At 44.7% G+C, this 15,154-nt stretch carries 13 protein-coding genes; 11 read left to right on the top strand and 2 right to left on the bottom strand.

Features of this window, described 5'->3' with window-relative positions; translation table 11 throughout:
* Window positions 1-495 precede the first annotated feature (495 nt).
* On the top strand, window positions 496-2,016 hold the full coding sequence (locus BMZ78_RS17630) for an amidase (RefSeq protein WP_093231709.1): 1,521 nt from the start codon (window positions 496-498) through the stop codon (window positions 2,014-2,016).
* A 50-nt stretch (window positions 2,017-2,066) separates the two neighbouring features.
* Here the strand turns inward: BMZ78_RS17630 and BMZ78_RS18955 are convergent, their stop codons facing one another.
* Window positions 2,067-2,210: a hypothetical protein gene (locus BMZ78_RS18955; protein WP_175482554.1), complete on the bottom strand. Its 144-nt coding sequence runs from the start codon at window positions 2,208-2,210 to the stop codon at window positions 2,067-2,069.
* A gap of 115 nt (window positions 2,211-2,325) precedes the next feature.
* Between BMZ78_RS18955 and BMZ78_RS17625 the strand changes: the two genes are divergently transcribed.
* Both BMZ78_RS17625 and BMZ78_RS17620 read left to right on the top strand, forming a co-directional pair.
* Complete coding sequence (locus BMZ78_RS17625; RefSeq protein WP_093231711.1) at window positions 2,326-2,742, top strand: BrxA/BrxB family bacilliredoxin; 417 nt, start codon at window positions 2,326-2,328, stop codon at window positions 2,740-2,742.
* A 282-nt stretch (window positions 2,743-3,024) separates the two neighbouring features.
* Window positions 3,025-4,071 (top strand): glycine-rich domain-containing protein, encoded by a 1,047-nt coding sequence (locus BMZ78_RS17620; protein WP_093231708.1) that lies wholly within the window; start codon window positions 3,025-3,027, stop codon window positions 4,069-4,071.
* Between the two features lie 101 nt (window positions 4,072-4,172).
* On the opposite strand, the gene BMZ78_RS17615 is transcribed toward BMZ78_RS17620, so the two are convergent.
* Window positions 4,173-4,928, bottom strand: a complete 756-nt coding sequence (locus BMZ78_RS17615; protein ID WP_093231707.1) for an alpha/beta hydrolase — start codon at window positions 4,926-4,928, stop codon at window positions 4,173-4,175.
* Between the two features lie 294 nt (window positions 4,929-5,222).
* Here BMZ78_RS17615 and BMZ78_RS17610 point away from each other — a divergent pair, with 294 nt between their 5' ends.
* The 8 genes from BMZ78_RS17610 to BMZ78_RS17570 all read left to right on the top strand — a co-directional run bounded on the left by BMZ78_RS17610 (window position 5,223) and on the right by BMZ78_RS17570 (window position 14,404).
* Window positions 5,223-7,172: an AMP-binding protein gene (locus BMZ78_RS17610; RefSeq protein ID WP_093231706.1), complete on the top strand. Its 1,950-nt coding sequence runs from the start codon at window positions 5,223-5,225 to the stop codon at window positions 7,170-7,172.
* Between the two features lie 576 nt (window positions 7,173-7,748).
* On the top strand, window positions 7,749-8,024 hold the full coding sequence (locus BMZ78_RS17600; RefSeq protein WP_093231704.1) for an AbrB/MazE/SpoVT family DNA-binding domain-containing protein: 276 nt from the start codon (window positions 7,749-7,751) through the stop codon (window positions 8,022-8,024).
* 158 nt (window positions 8,025-8,182) lie between these two features.
* Window positions 8,183-8,956 carry an enoyl-CoA hydratase-related protein gene (locus BMZ78_RS17595; protein ID WP_093231703.1) on the top strand — a complete coding sequence of 258 codons (774 nt, stop codon included), beginning with the start codon at window positions 8,183-8,185 and terminating at the stop codon, window positions 8,954-8,956.
* 32 nt (window positions 8,957-8,988) lie between these two features.
* Window positions 8,989-9,780 carry an enoyl-CoA hydratase/isomerase family protein gene (locus BMZ78_RS17590; protein WP_093231702.1) on the top strand — a complete coding sequence of 264 codons (792 nt, stop codon included), beginning with the start codon at window positions 8,989-8,991 and terminating at the stop codon, window positions 9,778-9,780.
* Between the two features lie 198 nt (window positions 9,781-9,978).
* Window positions 9,979-11,082: a Leu/Phe/Val dehydrogenase gene (locus BMZ78_RS17585; protein ID WP_093231710.1), complete on the top strand. Its 1,104-nt coding sequence runs from the start codon at window positions 9,979-9,981 to the stop codon at window positions 11,080-11,082.
* Between the two features lie 8 nt (window positions 11,083-11,090).
* The gene (gene pdhA, locus BMZ78_RS17580; protein WP_093231701.1) at window positions 11,091-12,173 is read left to right on the top strand and encodes a pyruvate dehydrogenase (acetyl-transferring) E1 component subunit alpha; all 1,083 of its coding nucleotides are present in this window, start codon (window positions 11,091-11,093) and stop codon (window positions 12,171-12,173) included.
* Window positions 12,166-13,143 carry an alpha-ketoacid dehydrogenase subunit beta gene (locus BMZ78_RS17575; protein ID WP_093231700.1) on the top strand — a complete coding sequence of 326 codons (978 nt, stop codon included), beginning with the start codon at window positions 12,166-12,168 and terminating at the stop codon, window positions 13,141-13,143. The genes pdhA and BMZ78_RS17575 overlap by 8 nt, the downstream gene beginning before the upstream one ends.
* A 13-nt stretch (window positions 13,144-13,156) precedes the next feature.
* Complete coding sequence (locus tag BMZ78_RS17570) at window positions 13,157-14,404, top strand: dihydrolipoamide acetyltransferase family protein (protein ID WP_175482552.1); 1,248 nt, start codon at window positions 13,157-13,159, stop codon at window positions 14,402-14,404.
* The last annotated feature ends 750 nt before the right edge of the window (window positions 14,405-15,154 follow it).

Genomic DNA, 15,154 nt, shown 5'->3' with positions numbered 1-15,154 from the left:
AACAGGAATGTTGGACAAGCGCGACATTGATACCCGGGCCAACGAATTTCTCACTGGGCAACGAGATGAGGTTTTTTAATAAAAAAGCATGTAACTTGGATCGCCAGATTCACACCACCAGAACCCGATGCAATGGACGCTGCCAAGATGCTTGCCTTGTCATTGTGTATCCGGAAGGGATGTGGTTTAGGGGCATTACTCCCTCGCTTGGAAGAAAAATAGTTTGAGATTATTTGCTCCGCCATTACCCAATGGATAAAAACATTAGCTATACTTATCAAAACCAACTATTTGTACGTTCTTCCGGTGTACCGAGAGGGATCACCAAGGGGACGGCGCAATAAGAATCGTTTTTCAAGCCTGATCTTAGATCTTAAAAAGTAAGTAAGTCTTATTTTGAGCAGAGAGTGGCGAAAATATAGAGTTATCTGTTAAAAAGCAAATGAATCTCTAAATAGTATTTATTTTATGAAACAAAGAATGGAGGAGTTTATAATGGCTGTAGTTAAACCGACAAAGGATCAATTGCGCCGGATTGCAGAACAGTACCATCTGGAATTAACTGAGGAAGAGTTGGGTGTATACAGCAATTTGATGGAGGGAGGCATTGCCTCTTATACCCGACTGGAACAGCTGGTCGAACCAAAGTTGCCTGTCAAGTACCCACGTACCCCTGGATACCGTCCCTCTAAGGAAGAAAACAGGTTAGGGGCATGGTATTGGAAAACATCGATCAAAGGCGAGCAAGAAGGTCCCTTGAGCGGAAAGAAAATTGCCATCAAGGATAATGTCTGCGTTGCCGGGGTGCCCATGATGAACGGCTCTGCGCTGTTGGAGGGCTATATACCGGACGTGGATGCGACGGTGGTCACCCGGATTCTGGAGGCAGGAGGGGAAATTGTCGGAAAAGCCGTCTGCGAACACCTCTGTCTTTCTGGGGCAAGCCACACCTCCGACACGGGGCCCGTTCGGAACCCCCACAACCCAGAGTACTCTTCCGGCGGCTCTTCCAGCGGCTCAGCGGTGCTGGTGGCCACCGGGGAAGCAGACATGGCCGTGGGTGGCGATCAAGGCGGTTCCATTCGCCTGCCCAGTTCTTGGTGCGGCGTGGTTGGTTTAAAACCCACTTTCGGTTTGGTCCCCTACACCGGGGCTTTCCCCATCGAGCAAACCCTGGATCACCTTGGCCCCATCGCCAGAACCGTAGCTGACGCTGCGCTTCTGTTAAATGTCATTGCCGGCTCCGACGGGCTCGATCCCCGTCAGAGCAACCTGCCCAAAAAAGATTATCTAAAGGCAGTGGGTCGGGAAATCAAGGGGATGCGCATTGGCATTGTCAAAGAAGGGTTCACCTGGGGGGAAGTTTCCGAACCGGATGTAAACGAATTGGTACGTGCCAGCGCCGAACGTTTCACAGAGCTAGGAGCCAAGGTGGAAGAGGTCTCCATTCCCATGCACCACGACGGAATTCACATCTGGAACGGCATCGCCTTCGAAGGGATCGTGTCGCTGATGGTGCGGGGAAACGGAATGGGCAACAACTGGAAAGGCTATTACACCACTTCCTTGTTGGATGCCTACGGCCGGGGACGATTGACCCGTGCCAACGATTACAGTCCCACGGTGAAACTGGTTCTTCTCCTCGGTCAGTATATGGAGACCTTCTACCACGGCCGCTACTACGCCAAGGCGCAAAATCTGGCCCGGACGCTGACCCAAGCCTACGATGATGCCTTCAATCAGTACGACATCCTGCTTATGCCTACAACGCCGCAAAAAGCGACGCGAATTCCCGCCGAAGACGCATCCGTTGAGGAAAAAATCGCCTCTGCTCTCAACATGATTTACAACACCTGCCCCTTCAACGTGACGGGTCATCCGGCCATCAACGTGCCCTGCGGCTTCTCCCAAGGACTGCCGGTGGGGATGATGCTGGTGGGTCGAAAAGGGGAAGATGATACGGTTCTTCAGGCAGCCTACGCTTTTGAAAAAATCGCATCAGTGGTCAAGGGATAAAAGGGACGAAAAACAGCCCGCATCAGATCGATGCGGGTTTAAATAATAAATCAGACCAAGAAACAAACTGCAAACAGCACCACACCAGCCAAGCAGGAGGAAGGCGAATACGGATCATGCGACATTCCTGTACAATCCGTGACCGAAACGGCAAAAGTGATCACAATCAATCCTGTGGTCCACTGTCGTTTCATCCTGGTTGGCTCCTGCTTTTTTGGGGTTTTTCTACAAGTCATAGACGTTTTTGAATCATTTGGATACAATAAACAGCAAGGAGGGATAGCATTGCAAAATTTCTATATTCAACAAATGCAAATGATGGTTCAGCCCATGCGTGACGAGTTAACTCGTATTGGTTTTAAAGAACTTCGTACGCCCGAAGAAGTGGATGAAGTTTTGCAAGGAGAAGGAGCAAAAGGTACTACCTTGATTGTGGTCAATTCCGTCTGCGGTTGTGCAGCGGGATTAGCTCGTCCGGGTGTGGCTTTGTCGCTAAAACATAAAAAAGTGCCAGATCATCTGTATACTGTATTTGCAGGGCAGGATCGTGAGGCAACTGCACGGGCACGTGAGTACTTTGAAGGAGAGCCGCCATCTTCTCCATCGTTTGCTCTGCTTAAAGACGGTAAGTTGGTACAAATGATTCACCGTCACGAGATCGAAGGAGCAAGCCTGGAAGAGATCGCTCAAAAGTTAACCGCTGCCTATGACAAGTATTGTGAATAAAGACTTGTTTTTTGAGATTGAACCGAGCACAAGTGGTTTCTTTTTCAGTTGAGCGACAGGAACGAGACGGAAAAGGGGTCTGGATGTCCAATCTGTTAAAGAATTTCCTTGTTTAGAGGAATTGTTGTTAAGTGGAAGCACTTACCTTACTTCGGGTAAGTGCGTTTATTTTTATAGGGTTGTACTTGATTTTTTGTTAAAAAATAGGCCGTTTTTATAGAACCCTTGGAACGTTCGGTTTAGAATAGAAATTAGAAAAAGGATTCCAAATGAGGGATGCGTATGGAAGGAATTGCTGCAGTGCTCTTATTGATCTTTATTGCGGTTGTAATTGTTGTGAATGTATTTTATCGTATGGGAAAAAAGAAAGAGCCATCGGCCATTTCCTATATTTTGCCAGATTTGGGCATTCAAAAACATAATGCTATGTTTGAGAGCCATATGAAATCATTACTTGAGCATTTAAGGGCTTCCTATCCTCCTGGATATGTAGAACGTGTGAGAGAAAGAGTGATTCGGGAACATCAAATCAGTTTGGTGGAATGGGAACATCGGTGGTTTGAATGGGAACGGTATTTAATGATGACTGCAATTCTGCGCTCCGTGCCGATGTTTAGCAGGAAAGTCGATGATGTTTGGCATGAAATGCTGATGTTTACACGTGAATATAAAGAATTCTCGGAGCGGTACTTGAAAAACATGCTCCATCATATTCCCAATGATTCTGAGGCTCCGTTTAACCCGGGAGAAAGAGCATGGTTTGATTTCATATATGTACTTTTATTTCAGCCTACCCATTATAGTCAGATCGCATGGGGCCCTTTTTTGAGACATCCTCTTTCTCTGGAATTACTTAATGATTTTCAGCGATTGTCTCCAGATTTGCTGAAGAAGAAGTATTTCAATGAACAGGCGGCAGAGAATCTGACAGGGGTAGCGGAAATTATCTCTTTTTTAATCCAGTTTATTCATCATGAACTTGTATCGCAGAAAAACTTTACTCGTGCATATGGAACCTATCCATCTACATTCTATCATCGATATCTAAAAGGTTTGCGGTTGTCTCATCCTTCGTTGTCTTTACTTGTTGGGGGATTGTATCTTTCTGCCTATCACCATGATCATTTTTATCAAGAATATGAAAAGTTGTATAAGGAGATCGATGAAGCAGAATCAAAAACAGGCTCTTACGGATCTGATGGTGGTTCCGGATCTGATGGTGGATATGTGGATAGCAGTGGTAATGGAGATAGCAGTAGTGATGGTGGTGGCGATTCAAGTGGATGCAGTAGCTGTGGAGGAGGCTGTGGCGGAGGTGGTGGAGATTAAGTGATTTCACCAAATTTTCCTGAGAGACTGTCAGGAAAAAGTAAAACGATCAGAGATAAAGATGGTCGTTGATCTTTACTTGGATCAACGACCTTTTCCGGTTATCGAGCCAATTCGTTAACCGGCTGATCTTTTCCAAAGAAGAAGGTAAGCGCTTCGGGCAAATCTTTTTGCCAGAGGCCCCAAGTATGGTCGCCTTCTTTTTCTCTGTAATGGACGTGTGCATGTTTCTCCTGAAGAAGTCGATGGATTTCCCGGTTTCGGGTGACCAGATCGAGACTTCCCATGTGTGTACTGACAGCCGTTTCGGATAAGCCGATGGATTGATAAATGGTTAAGTATGAAAGGGAAGGGCTCTGAATTATCTGTTCAGTAGTTGCTTCCAGAAAAGCCCCTGACTGTGAAAGGACTTTTACAAAATGCTGGGGATATCTAAGAGCCAAATGAAGAGAAGCGGTCCCGCCGAGAGATGACCCGCCGATCACCAGCCCCTGTGGAGAAAGATCAATCGGATAACGTTCTTTTAAAAGAGGAAGGAGTTCTTCAACAATAAATTGTTGATGTTCCTGGTTACGGTGACCAAGTGGCGAATATTCGGCTGTTCGCACTTCTTTATTGACCGGTACAGCCACCATGATCAAGGGAATGATCTCCCCATTGATAATCATTTGGCTTGCTTGAGTAGCGATTCTCCCCAAGTTGAAATAATCCGTACCATCATGAAGAATTAAGCCAGGATATGTAACGGTTTCATCATACCCAGGAGGCAAATAGATCAGGATTTCTTTTGTTTCCAATAAATATTGACTTTGGATCGATTCCCTTTTGATAATTCGTTTCTGTTGTTTTTGTTCCATTGCGATCAACCACTCTTTATATGATATGTAAAATGTAGAGGTATTTCTACTATACCCCAAATTTTATAAGATTTTGCTTCCGTTTTGTTTTGAATGGGTTATAAAGGGAATGATTTATAATCAACAAATTTGGTCTTGGCTCCATTTTGAATCGATTTTGGGTATGGTAAACGGTGATTGCCGAGAATATTGATCCTATTATTTTTATTTTATATTTTTTAATATCTTTACCTTATCATTTAGATCGTTTTACAATAGGTATGATAGAACACTATTTAAAAATGGGGTGATTCGATGAGCCAAATCGCTTGGGTACCACAGCAGGAACAGGTAAAAAAGACGAAACTCTACCAATTTATGAAAAAGCATGGATTTAATGATTACTCCACTTTTTATCAGCAATCCATCCGTAACATTGCCTGGCTATGGGATGAAGTTGTCAAGGATATGGGATTGGTATGGATCCAACCTTACCGGCAAGTGCTTGATATGGCTGATGGAATTGCCAAAACCCGTTGGTTCATCGATGGCAAGATTAATGTCTCGGCGAATTGTCTTGATCGTTGGGTGGAAGATCCAGCGGCACGGCATCGTTTAGCGTTGATCTGGGAAGGCGAAGATGGAGAAGTTAAAAAATATACTTACCGTGATCTATGGATAGAGGTGAATCGCCTGGCCAGAGGACTTGTGCAGCTAGGACTTAAACAAGGTGATCGGGTGGCGATCTATTTGCCCATGATTCCGGAAAATGTGATCGCCATGTTAGCTGTTGCCCGGATCGGAGCGATTTATACCCCTTGTTTTTCTGGTTTTGGAGCAGAAGCGGTAACGACAAGAGTCAATGACTGTGGAGCGAAACTGCTCATTACAGCCGACGGATTTTACCGCCGCGGTAAGGTAATAGCAATGAAAGAAGAAGCAGATCGTACGGCGGAGCTTTCGCCTAGCATTGAAAAAATCATAATGGTCAAACGATTGGGAAGAGAGTGTCCCTGGAATCCTGACAGAGACATCGAATGGGATACACTCATGGGTTCGTCGAAAGCGCTTTCTCCTTGTGTTACTGATGCCAGTGATCCGTTTATGATTATTTATACATCAGGTACAACGGGAAAGCCAAAAGGAACGGTTCATGTGCATGGTGGTTTCCCGATCAAAGCAGCATTCGATGCGGGATACTGTATGGATGTTGGCATAGGTGATATTTTGTTCTGGGTTACAGATATGGGATGGATGATGGGACCATGGATGGTAATTGGAGCCCTTATGATGGGCAGTGCCATGTTGTTGTATGAAGGAACGCCCGATTATCCACAACCGGATCGTTTATGGAAAATTGTCGATCGCTATGGAGTGACTCATCTCGGTATTTCTCCTACGCTGATTCGAGCCTTGATGAAACACGGAGAGGCTTGGCTTTCTTCTTATGAACTGGATAGCTTGCGTGCATTTGGTTCAACAGGGGAACCCTGGAATCCGGAACCATGGTATTGGTTATTTGAAAAAGTAGGAAAGAAAAAAGTTCCCATTTTAAACTACTCAGGCGGTACAGAAATATCTGGAGGAATATTGGGAAATAATTTGCTTCAACCTGTTGTTCCATGTGGCTTTAGTGGTCCAATTCCGGGGATGGATGCAGATGTATTGGATGAAGAAGGCAATCCGGTACGTGGAGAAGTAGGTGAGTTGGTTCTCCGCCAGCCTTGGGTCGGCATGACGCAAGGATTTTGGAAAGATGAAACCCGTTATCTCCAAACTTATTGGGACCGGTGGCCTAACTTGTGGGTGCATGGGGATTGGGTCAAAGTGGATGAAGCTGGTTTTTGGTACATTACGGGTCGGTCAGATGATACGATCAAAATCGCAGGCAAGAGGTTAGGACCTGCTGAAATGGAATCGGTTTTGGTTGATCATCCCGATGTCATTGAGGCTTGTACCATTGGTGTACCGGATTCTGAAAAAGGAGAAGTTCCTGTTTGCTTTGTTGTCATCAAAGAGACAGGGAAAGAAAAAGAGCCATTGAGTACAGAGTTGGTCCGGTTTGTCAGTGAGCGAATGGGAAAAGCATTGAAACCAAAACAGGTGTTTATTGTGGGAGATTTGCCAAAAACACGAAATGGCAAGATTTTGCGCCGGGTTGTGAAAGCAGCTTTTCTGGGTAAAGCTCCAGGGGATATTTCTTCTCTTGAAAATCCACAATCTGTTGATATGATTAAAAACTTGGCCAAATCTTGCAGCAAATAGCAGGACTACAGGTTCAGGATCCATTTACGTTTCCTTTTGGAACCGCTTCCATCTTTGGATGAGATCTTTTTGTAAACCAGAGGTACCTTTACCAGCTGAGATACTTTTGCTCGTAGAAGCAACGGAAGCCTAACGGAAGTGGAGGCTCGTCTTCTAAAAGGAAGCTTTGTCAAGACCTTCATGTTGCCGAGCAACACCATCAGAGGGATGGAATTTTCTATAAAGTGGAGGGGTGGGTTCCTTACGGAGTGACTGTGATGGTACAGAAGTCGTCATGGAGGAAGGGACCTATCCCGAAGCGCGGGCGAAACGCTAGCTCCAGGAAGCAAGCTCCATCTCTAACGGTCAATAACCGGATCACGGAAAAGGAGTGGGATGACCTCATATCGTCCTTCACTCCATTTTTTATCAAAAGATATATAAATGACTTTACAAAAAACAAATAAATTATTATTTTTATGTATAATAATCCAATTATATATGGATTCATATAGGTATTATCGATTAAAATCTTCTATTTATTGTGTATAGAAGATACATTTATCCAAAATCATCACATAGAAAGAAGGGTGTACGATGAAGGCTGTTGGTATTGTTAGAAAAGTAGATCATTTGGGTCGGATTGTTTTACCTAAAGAATTGCGAAATATTATGCAGATCCATCCCCAAGATGGAGTGGAAATTTATGTGAATGGTGATCAAATTATTCTGAAGAAATATAATCCGACTTGTGTCTTATGCGGTAAAATGGACAAGTTATTTTATTTTCGGGAAAAAATTGTCTGCAATGGATGTATTCAAGAAATGGCTAAATATGCGAAGAGTTTGGCAGGGCAAGAAGATACTGAATAGTTTTCCCTATGCACTTTACTGCGTATTCGTTTTAATGATGTAATGTAATTCACTGACATTCAAAATCCAGTTTGATAGAATAGTATTAGTTAGAAAAAGTTCACTTTTTTTAATTGACATGCTTGAAAACGCTTTCTGTATAGAAGGAGATGTGATGGGTGACAGAGCCGCTTGTACTGGTGGAAAAATTGGATCATGTCGCACGAATTCAGCTGAATCGTCCTCATGTACTCAATGCATTGAATATGCAGTTAATTCGCCAATTAGTGGAGGTTTTGGAAGAGTGTGACCAGGACGAACAGATTCGGGTCATGATCATTACTGGCAATGAGAAAGCGTTTGCGGCTGGAGCCGATATCAAAGAAATGGTGGATGCATCGCCTGTAGACTTAATGGTCAAACGTTATCTGTCTGACTGGTTACGTATTCGCCAGATTTCAAAGCCGCTGATTGCAGCCGTTAGTGGCTTTGCTTTGGGCGGTGGATGTGAATTGGCCATGTGTTGTGATTTGATTATCGCTTCAGAGTCCGCACGTTTTGGACAACCTGAAATCAATATTGGAGTGATGCCAGGAGCAGGAGGCACACAACGTTTAACGCGTGCTGTGGGCAAAGTAAAAGCCATGGAGATGATTCTGACTGGCAAGTCCATTACGGCTCAGGAAGCTTTGGATTATGGGTTGGTAAACCGGGTTGTGCCTGTAGAAGATTTGGACAAAGAGGCCTTGGCTTTGGCCCAGGAAATTGCCAGCAAACCTCCACTGGCGGTTAGGCTGGCGAAACAGTCAATTTTAAAAGCTTTGGATTTGTCTCTAGAAGATGGACTTCATTTTGAGCAGAACAATTTCTGTATGTTATTTGCCACAGAAGATCAGCGTGAAGGGATGCAAGCTTTTGTAGAAAAAAGAAAACCGACATTTCGCGGTAGATGATTTTGGCTAGTAGATAGAAAGGAGTACCATCCATGTCTGAACCAACTGTAATCTTAACCAAAGAAGAAGGGGTCGGTTTAATCAAGCTGAATCGTCCCAAAGTGTACAATGCCATCAATAATCAGTTGACCACAGAATTATTGGCTACATTGAAACAAGTAAAGGAAGATCCAGAAATTCATGTGGTTGTTTTGACTGGAGAAGGCAAGGCATTTTGTTCTGGACAAGACCTAAACGACCGAACAGCTTTGTCACAAGAGAAAGAAATCAAGTTGGGGGATAGTGTACGTTCACGCTATAATCCTTTGATCATGGCGATGACAAAAATGGAGAAGCCTTTGATTGCTGCAGTCAATGGAGTGGCGGCTGGAGCCGGCTGCAGTTTGGCACTTGCTTGTGATTTGCGCTTCATTACGCCAAAAACACGGTTTATTGAAGCATTTGTACGGATTGGCCTGGCACCGGATAGTGGTTCCAGTTATTTCTTGCCACGTCTGGTGGGACTCGGGAGAGCATTGGAGATTGCGATGACAGGAAGAGATGTGGAAGCTGAAGAAGCGATTCAAATCGGACTTGCGAATCGCTTGGTGCCAGAGGAAAAGCTGCTGGAAGAGACAATGGCGTTTGCCAGGAAATTGGCTCAAGGTCCAGCTGTTGCGATTGGTTTGACGAAGCAGGCGATTTATCGTGGAATGGAAGTTTCACTTGAAGATGCATTGGAATTTGAAGCGGTTGTGCAAGAGCGTGCCGGAAAAACAAGAGATTTCCTGGAAGGGCTTTCGGCTTTTGCGCAAAAGCGACCACCACGATTTGAAGGAAAATAGAGCTTGGCTCAATCGGAGAAGCTCCCATTTTCTCTAAGGGAAAAAGGAGCTTCTCCCTTGAAGAACAATGAACCCTTCAAGTTCATGGACATATAATGATAAAAATAGATGTTCTGGCTTGTCTGCGATCAATTAGATCATTGATCGAATGGAGAGTGGAGAGCAATGGAAACAAAATATGATAAAGATATTTCTTTCATGAAAGATGTATTTGAGCTGATGGATCAGCTGGGACACGAGCAGGTGATTTTCTGTCGCAACAAGCAAACGGGTTTAAAAGCCATTATTGCCATTCATGATACAACATTGGGACCTGCTTTGGGTGGATGTCGGATGTACCCATACTCTTCCACCCAAGAAGCATTGGAAGATGTTTTGCGCCTGTCATATGGAATGACCCATAAGTGTGGAATTGTAGATGTGGACTTTGGGGGCGGGAAAATGGTGATTATCGGGGATCCGGACAAAGATAAATCACCTGAGCTCTTTCGCGCAGTCGGTCGATTTGTTGGGGGATTGGGTGGCCGATTTATGACAGGAACGGATATGGGAACCAATCCGGAGGATTTTATTTATGCGATTCGGGAAACACGTTATATTCAAGGGCTGCCTGAAGCATACGGAGGACTGGGAGATACTTCTGTTCCTACTGCGTATGGTGTGTATTATGGAATCAAGGCGACAGCCCAATTTTTATGGGGTTCCGATTGTCTGGAAGGTCGAGTGATTGCCGTTCAGGGAATTGGAAAAGTAGGCTCACGACTTGTCGAACTGTTGGTAGAGGACAAGGCCCGTTGCATTATTGCGGACACAAATATAGAAAAATTAAACGATTTAAAAGAAAAATATCCTGAAAACACAAATATTTGCGAAGTGAGTGAAATTCATCGGGTAAACTGTGATATTTTCTCTCCATGTGCACGTGGTGGCATTATAAATGATCAAACCATTTCTGAGCTGAGATGTCATGCGATTGTCGGTTCTGCAAACAACCAATTGGCTGAACATCGGCATGGAGATCAGTTATTTGAGATGGGAATTTTATATGCACCTGATTATCTGGTTAATGCGGGTGGACTCATCCAGGTTGCAGCTGAAGCAGAGGGAGTCAAGAATAAAGAATTCGTGGTGGCTAAGACCAAAGCCATCTATGATATGCTTCTTAAGATTTATGAACGTTCCAAACGAGAACAGATCCCTACATATCAAGCAGCGGATCAGATCGTACAAGAGCGGATTGAAAATGTAGCAGAGATTCGGCGAATTTCTTTAGGACTCGTTCAAGAGGGCAAAGGGAGGTAAGCCTTATTGTGTTTAATCAATGGGAAAGTGAGTGGGTTCAATATATTACACCTGAAGGAGAGATTACACCAACGGGTGAAAAGGTTTGGGATGAAAAGTCGACAGAAGAGAAGTTGCGTTTCTATCGTTGGATGACATTCATTCGCTTGTTTGATCGGAAAATGGTTGTCTTGCAAAGACAGGGACGGATTGGTACCTATGCTCCATTGGAAGGACAGGAAGCGGCACAAGTAGGCAGCGCTTTGGCACTGAAACAAGAGGATTGGGTATTTCCCAGCTATCGTGATCACGGCGTTGCCATGATTGTCGGCATGCCGCTTACGCAAATTATTCTTTACTGGGCTGGTCGGGTAGAAGGGTGTAAACCGCCTGAAGGTGTTCGTATCATGCCACCAGCGGTTCCGATTGCCACGCAGATTCCACATGCAGTGGGAGCTGCCTGGGGTTCTAAATTAAGGAAAGAAAATAGTGTAGCTGTTGCTTACTTTGGTGATGGTGCCACATCAGAAGGCGATTTTCATGAAGCGTGTAACTTTGCAGGTGTTTTTCAATTGCCTGCCATTTTATTCTGCCAAAACAATGGTTATGCGATTAGCGTCCCCTTTACGAGACAGTCTGCATCCAAAACGGTGGCTCAAAAAGCCAGTGCTTACAATTTTCCGGGAATTTGTGTCGATGGAAATGACGTGTTAGCCGTGTTTGAAGTTATGAAGCAGGCCGTAGAAAGAGCGCGTCAGGGAGAAGGCCCCACCTTGATCGAAGCGGTTACCTATCGGAAAGGAGCGCATACGACCGCCGATGACGCAACACGTTATCGTCCATTTGATGAAGTAGAGGAATGGATCAACAAGAGAGATCCGTTGATTCGTTATATTACCTTATTGAAAAATGAAGGTTTGTTAACGGAACAAGAAGAGCGGGATTGGGAAGAAAACGCAAAACAAAAAATTGAGCAGGCTGTCAAAGAAGCTGAAGCGATTCCACCCAAACCTTCCACTCATTTATTTGCACATGTATACGCAAAGCTTCCTCCTGCTTTGGAAAAGCAAAAAGAAGAGCTACTAAAAAAGGAAGGGACTTATCATGCCTAGGCTAACCATGGTGCAGGCGATTCGAGACGCTTTATGTGTTGCTCTGAGAACAGATCCGCATGTGCTGGTCTTGGGTGAAGATGTGGGGAAAAATGGAGGCGTATTTCGGGCAACTGAGGGATTGTGGGAGGAGTTTGGTGACAATCGGGTCATTGATACACCGCTATCCGAAGCGGGAATTGTGGGAACATCCATTGGACTTGCTGTAAGCGGTTTCAAGCCGGTGGCAGAAATTCAATTCTTAAGCTTTATCTATCCAGGCTTTGAACAGGTTGTTGCGCATTGTGCTCGCCTGCGGACACGAACCCAAAGTGCTTTCCCCAATTCACTCGTTATTCGTGCCCCTTACGGTGGTGGAATCAGGGCGCCAGAACTTCACTGTGATTCGACGGAAAGCCTGTTTGTGCATATCCCTGGTTTGAAGGTTGTAACACCATCCACTCCTTCCGATGCGAAAGGACTATTGTTGGCTGCCATTCAAGATCCTGATCCAGTGATCTATTTAGAGCCGATGAAATTGTATCGTTCAGTCAAAGAGGAAGTTCCGGAAGGATGGTATGAAGTTCCGATTGGTGAAGCGAAAAAAGTACGGGAGGGAGAAGATGTTACTCTGATTGCTTGGGGAGCGATGGTTCCGATTGCAGTGCAAGCCGCTGATGCATGGATCAAGGAAGGGGTTACTTGCGATATTATTGACCTTCGTTCATTGTATCCTCTCGATGAAGAAACCATTGTGGAGTCAGTCAAGAAAACAGGGCGAGTCATTATTGTACACGAAGCTCCAAAAACAGCAGGTTTGGGTGCGGAGATCGCTGCTTTCATTCAAGAAGAAGCGTTTTTGTATCTGGAAGCTCCAGTAGCAAGAGTGACTGGTTATGATGTGCCTGTACCCATGTTTGCGTTAGAAGATGCTTTCCGCCCGGATATTCACAGAATCTCACGAGCTATCCATCAAGTCATTTCTTACTAGAGGGAGGAAGGGTATGGCAATTGATTTTAAGCTGCCAGACATCGGTGAGGGAGTCGCTGAAGCGGAAATTGTTCGGTGGTTGGTTTCAGCAGGAGATCAAGTGGAACAAGATCAGCCTGTATGTGAAGTGCAAACAGATAAAGCAGTAGTTGAACTGCCTGCACCGCAAGCGGGTCGGATTGCCAGGCTGTATTGGAAAGAGGGAGAGACCGTTCCGGTTGGATCTGTGTTATTTACTCTCCAGTCCAAGGATGAAGTGAGTAAGGACATATTCCAAACCTCTGATAGCTCTACCCATGCCGAACATTCTTTATCCAACCGAAAAACAGACACAGATTCCTCCAAAAGAAGAAAACGGGTGTTAGCTACTCCATCGACACGCCGTTTGGCTCGTGAATGGGGAATCGATCTGTCTGAAGTGGAAGGAACTGGGCCAAATGGGAGAATTTTAAATGAAGATGTTCAACGATCCGTGGAACAAATCAGACAAGTAAAAGAATCAGTAGAAACTGTACGAGTGGCATCCCTGTCCGTGTTTGAGCATGGTGTAGATGATAAAGTCAAGGAAGAATCCCTATCTCCAGTTCGACGTGTGATTGCTGAGCGACTTCATTTTTCCGTTACCCATAAACCACATGCGACTCACTTCGATGAATTGGTTGTGGAAGGTTTGGTTCGATGGCGTCTGCAGCGCTTGCAGGAGCGCACAGAGGAGGCTCCGCGTCTGACTTATTTACCTGTATTGCTAAAAATGGTAGCGGTCACCTTAAAGCACCATCCGCAATTTAATGCCCATTTTGATGAAGAGAAACAAGTAGTTCACACATTTTCTTCGATATCACTCGGTATTGCCACAGACACTCCACGGGGACTGTTGGTGCCTGTGATTCATCAGGTTGAAAAAAAGAGCATCGAACAATTGGCAAGTGAAGTGGGACAGTTAACCGAACTTGCCCGTTTGGGACGTTTATCCTCTGAACAGTTGAAGGGAAGTACATTTACGATTAGCAATGCGGGGGCACTGGGAGGAAAATGGGCTACGCCCATTATCAATCCGCCAGAAGTCGCTATTTTGGCGATTCATCCGATTGAACGCAAGCCTGTCGTTTCACCCAATGGTGAGATTGTTCCCGGATGGCGAATGAATGTGTCGCTTAGTTTTGACCATCGTGTTCTTGACGGTGCTGATGCCATTCGCTTCACGCAGACACTTGAAAGATATACCGCTGATCCAGGACGACTGGTAAGTGAGTTGATATAACAATGGAACCTGGCATTGCCGAGTATGTTGGTTTGGGAAGGGGCTGAGTCTCAACCTGCTTATTGGTAGAAGAATAGGTAATGTCTTTGAGGTTGATTTCGAATTTTTTGTCGAGTATGTCTATTTTTTCACGTTCAAGGTCAGCTTTGAATCAGCTGGCTTTTTTTATTTGTATGAGGGGAATGATCGATTTTCTCTATCCAAGTTTGCAATCCCGCTCTTGTTTGGAGCAAAAGTTATTCGTTTCAAAAACGATTCGCTTAATCGGAGGATTCCTATGGATACGGTAAAATGCTATGTGTATGGACTGGCTAGACTGAAAAGCGAAAACCAAGCAGTAGGTCTAGCCTGTGACGTAGCAACTCAAACTGTTTAACCGTGGGGCCCACGGGGTTAGCTTGGTCAACTTCCTGTCAGTGGACGGGATTACCCAAGAATCCCCTGCGTTTACGCATGGGGAGTGGTCAATGTGGGTGTATGGAATTGGATTAGCTGTTTTATTACCCGGTTTTTATTTGTTTTGGCGACTCTTTTTAAAGGATAAGGGTTATTTAAAGCAAAAATAAAAATGGATGTAAATTCCAATAAAAAACCTCTTGCGAGGTTGAAGTAGCTATGGTATATTAATAAACGTCGCCGCGAGATGCGGTGAAGAGAGAAACGCACCTTGAAAATTAGATAAGGAAATGAAGTCAAGTCAAGGGTATCACCGAGACGAGTACCTTTAGCAACAGGTTAAGCTACTAAGGG

Source organism: Thermoflavimicrobium dichotomicum (assembly GCF_900114055.1).
GTDB classification, from domain to species: domain Bacteria; phylum Bacillota; class Bacilli; order Thermoactinomycetales; family Thermoactinomycetaceae; genus Thermoflavimicrobium; species Thermoflavimicrobium dichotomicum.
This window is presented reverse-complemented; position numbering and strand designations above follow the sequence as displayed.

What these genes read in the sequence shown, in the direction of transcription:
- BMZ78_RS17630 (WP_093231709.1), top strand. Translation starts at nt 496, where the DNA reads ATGGCTGTAGTTAAACCGACAAAGGATCAATTGCGCCGGATTGCAGAA.
- BMZ78_RS18955 (WP_175482554.1), bottom strand. Translation starts at nt 2,210, where the DNA reads ATGAAACGACAGTGGACCACAGGATTGATTGTGATCACTTTTGCCGTT.
- BMZ78_RS17625 (WP_093231711.1), top strand. Translation starts at nt 2,326, where the DNA reads ATGCAAATGATGGTTCAGCCCATGCGTGACGAGTTAACTCGTATTGGT.
- BMZ78_RS17620 (WP_093231708.1), top strand. Translation starts at nt 3,025, where the DNA reads ATGGAAGGAATTGCTGCAGTGCTCTTATTGATCTTTATTGCGGTTGTA.
- BMZ78_RS17615 (WP_093231707.1), bottom strand. Translation starts at nt 4,928, where the DNA reads ATGGAACAAAAACAACAGAAACGAATTATCAAAAGGGAATCGATCCAA.
- BMZ78_RS17610 (WP_093231706.1), top strand. Translation starts at nt 5,223, where the DNA reads ATGAGCCAAATCGCTTGGGTACCACAGCAGGAACAGGTAAAAAAGACG.
- BMZ78_RS17600 (WP_093231704.1), top strand. Translation starts at nt 7,749, where the DNA reads ATGAAGGCTGTTGGTATTGTTAGAAAAGTAGATCATTTGGGTCGGATT.
- BMZ78_RS17590 (WP_093231702.1), top strand. Translation starts at nt 8,989, where the DNA reads ATGTCTGAACCAACTGTAATCTTAACCAAAGAAGAAGGGGTCGGTTTA.
- BMZ78_RS17585 (WP_093231710.1), top strand. Translation starts at nt 9,979, where the DNA reads ATGAAAGATGTATTTGAGCTGATGGATCAGCTGGGACACGAGCAGGTG.
- BMZ78_RS17575 (WP_093231700.1), top strand. Translation starts at nt 12,166, where the DNA reads ATGCCTAGGCTAACCATGGTGCAGGCGATTCGAGACGCTTTATGTGTT.
- BMZ78_RS17570 (WP_175482552.1), top strand. Translation starts at nt 13,157, where the DNA reads ATGGCAATTGATTTTAAGCTGCCAGACATCGGTGAGGGAGTCGCTGAA.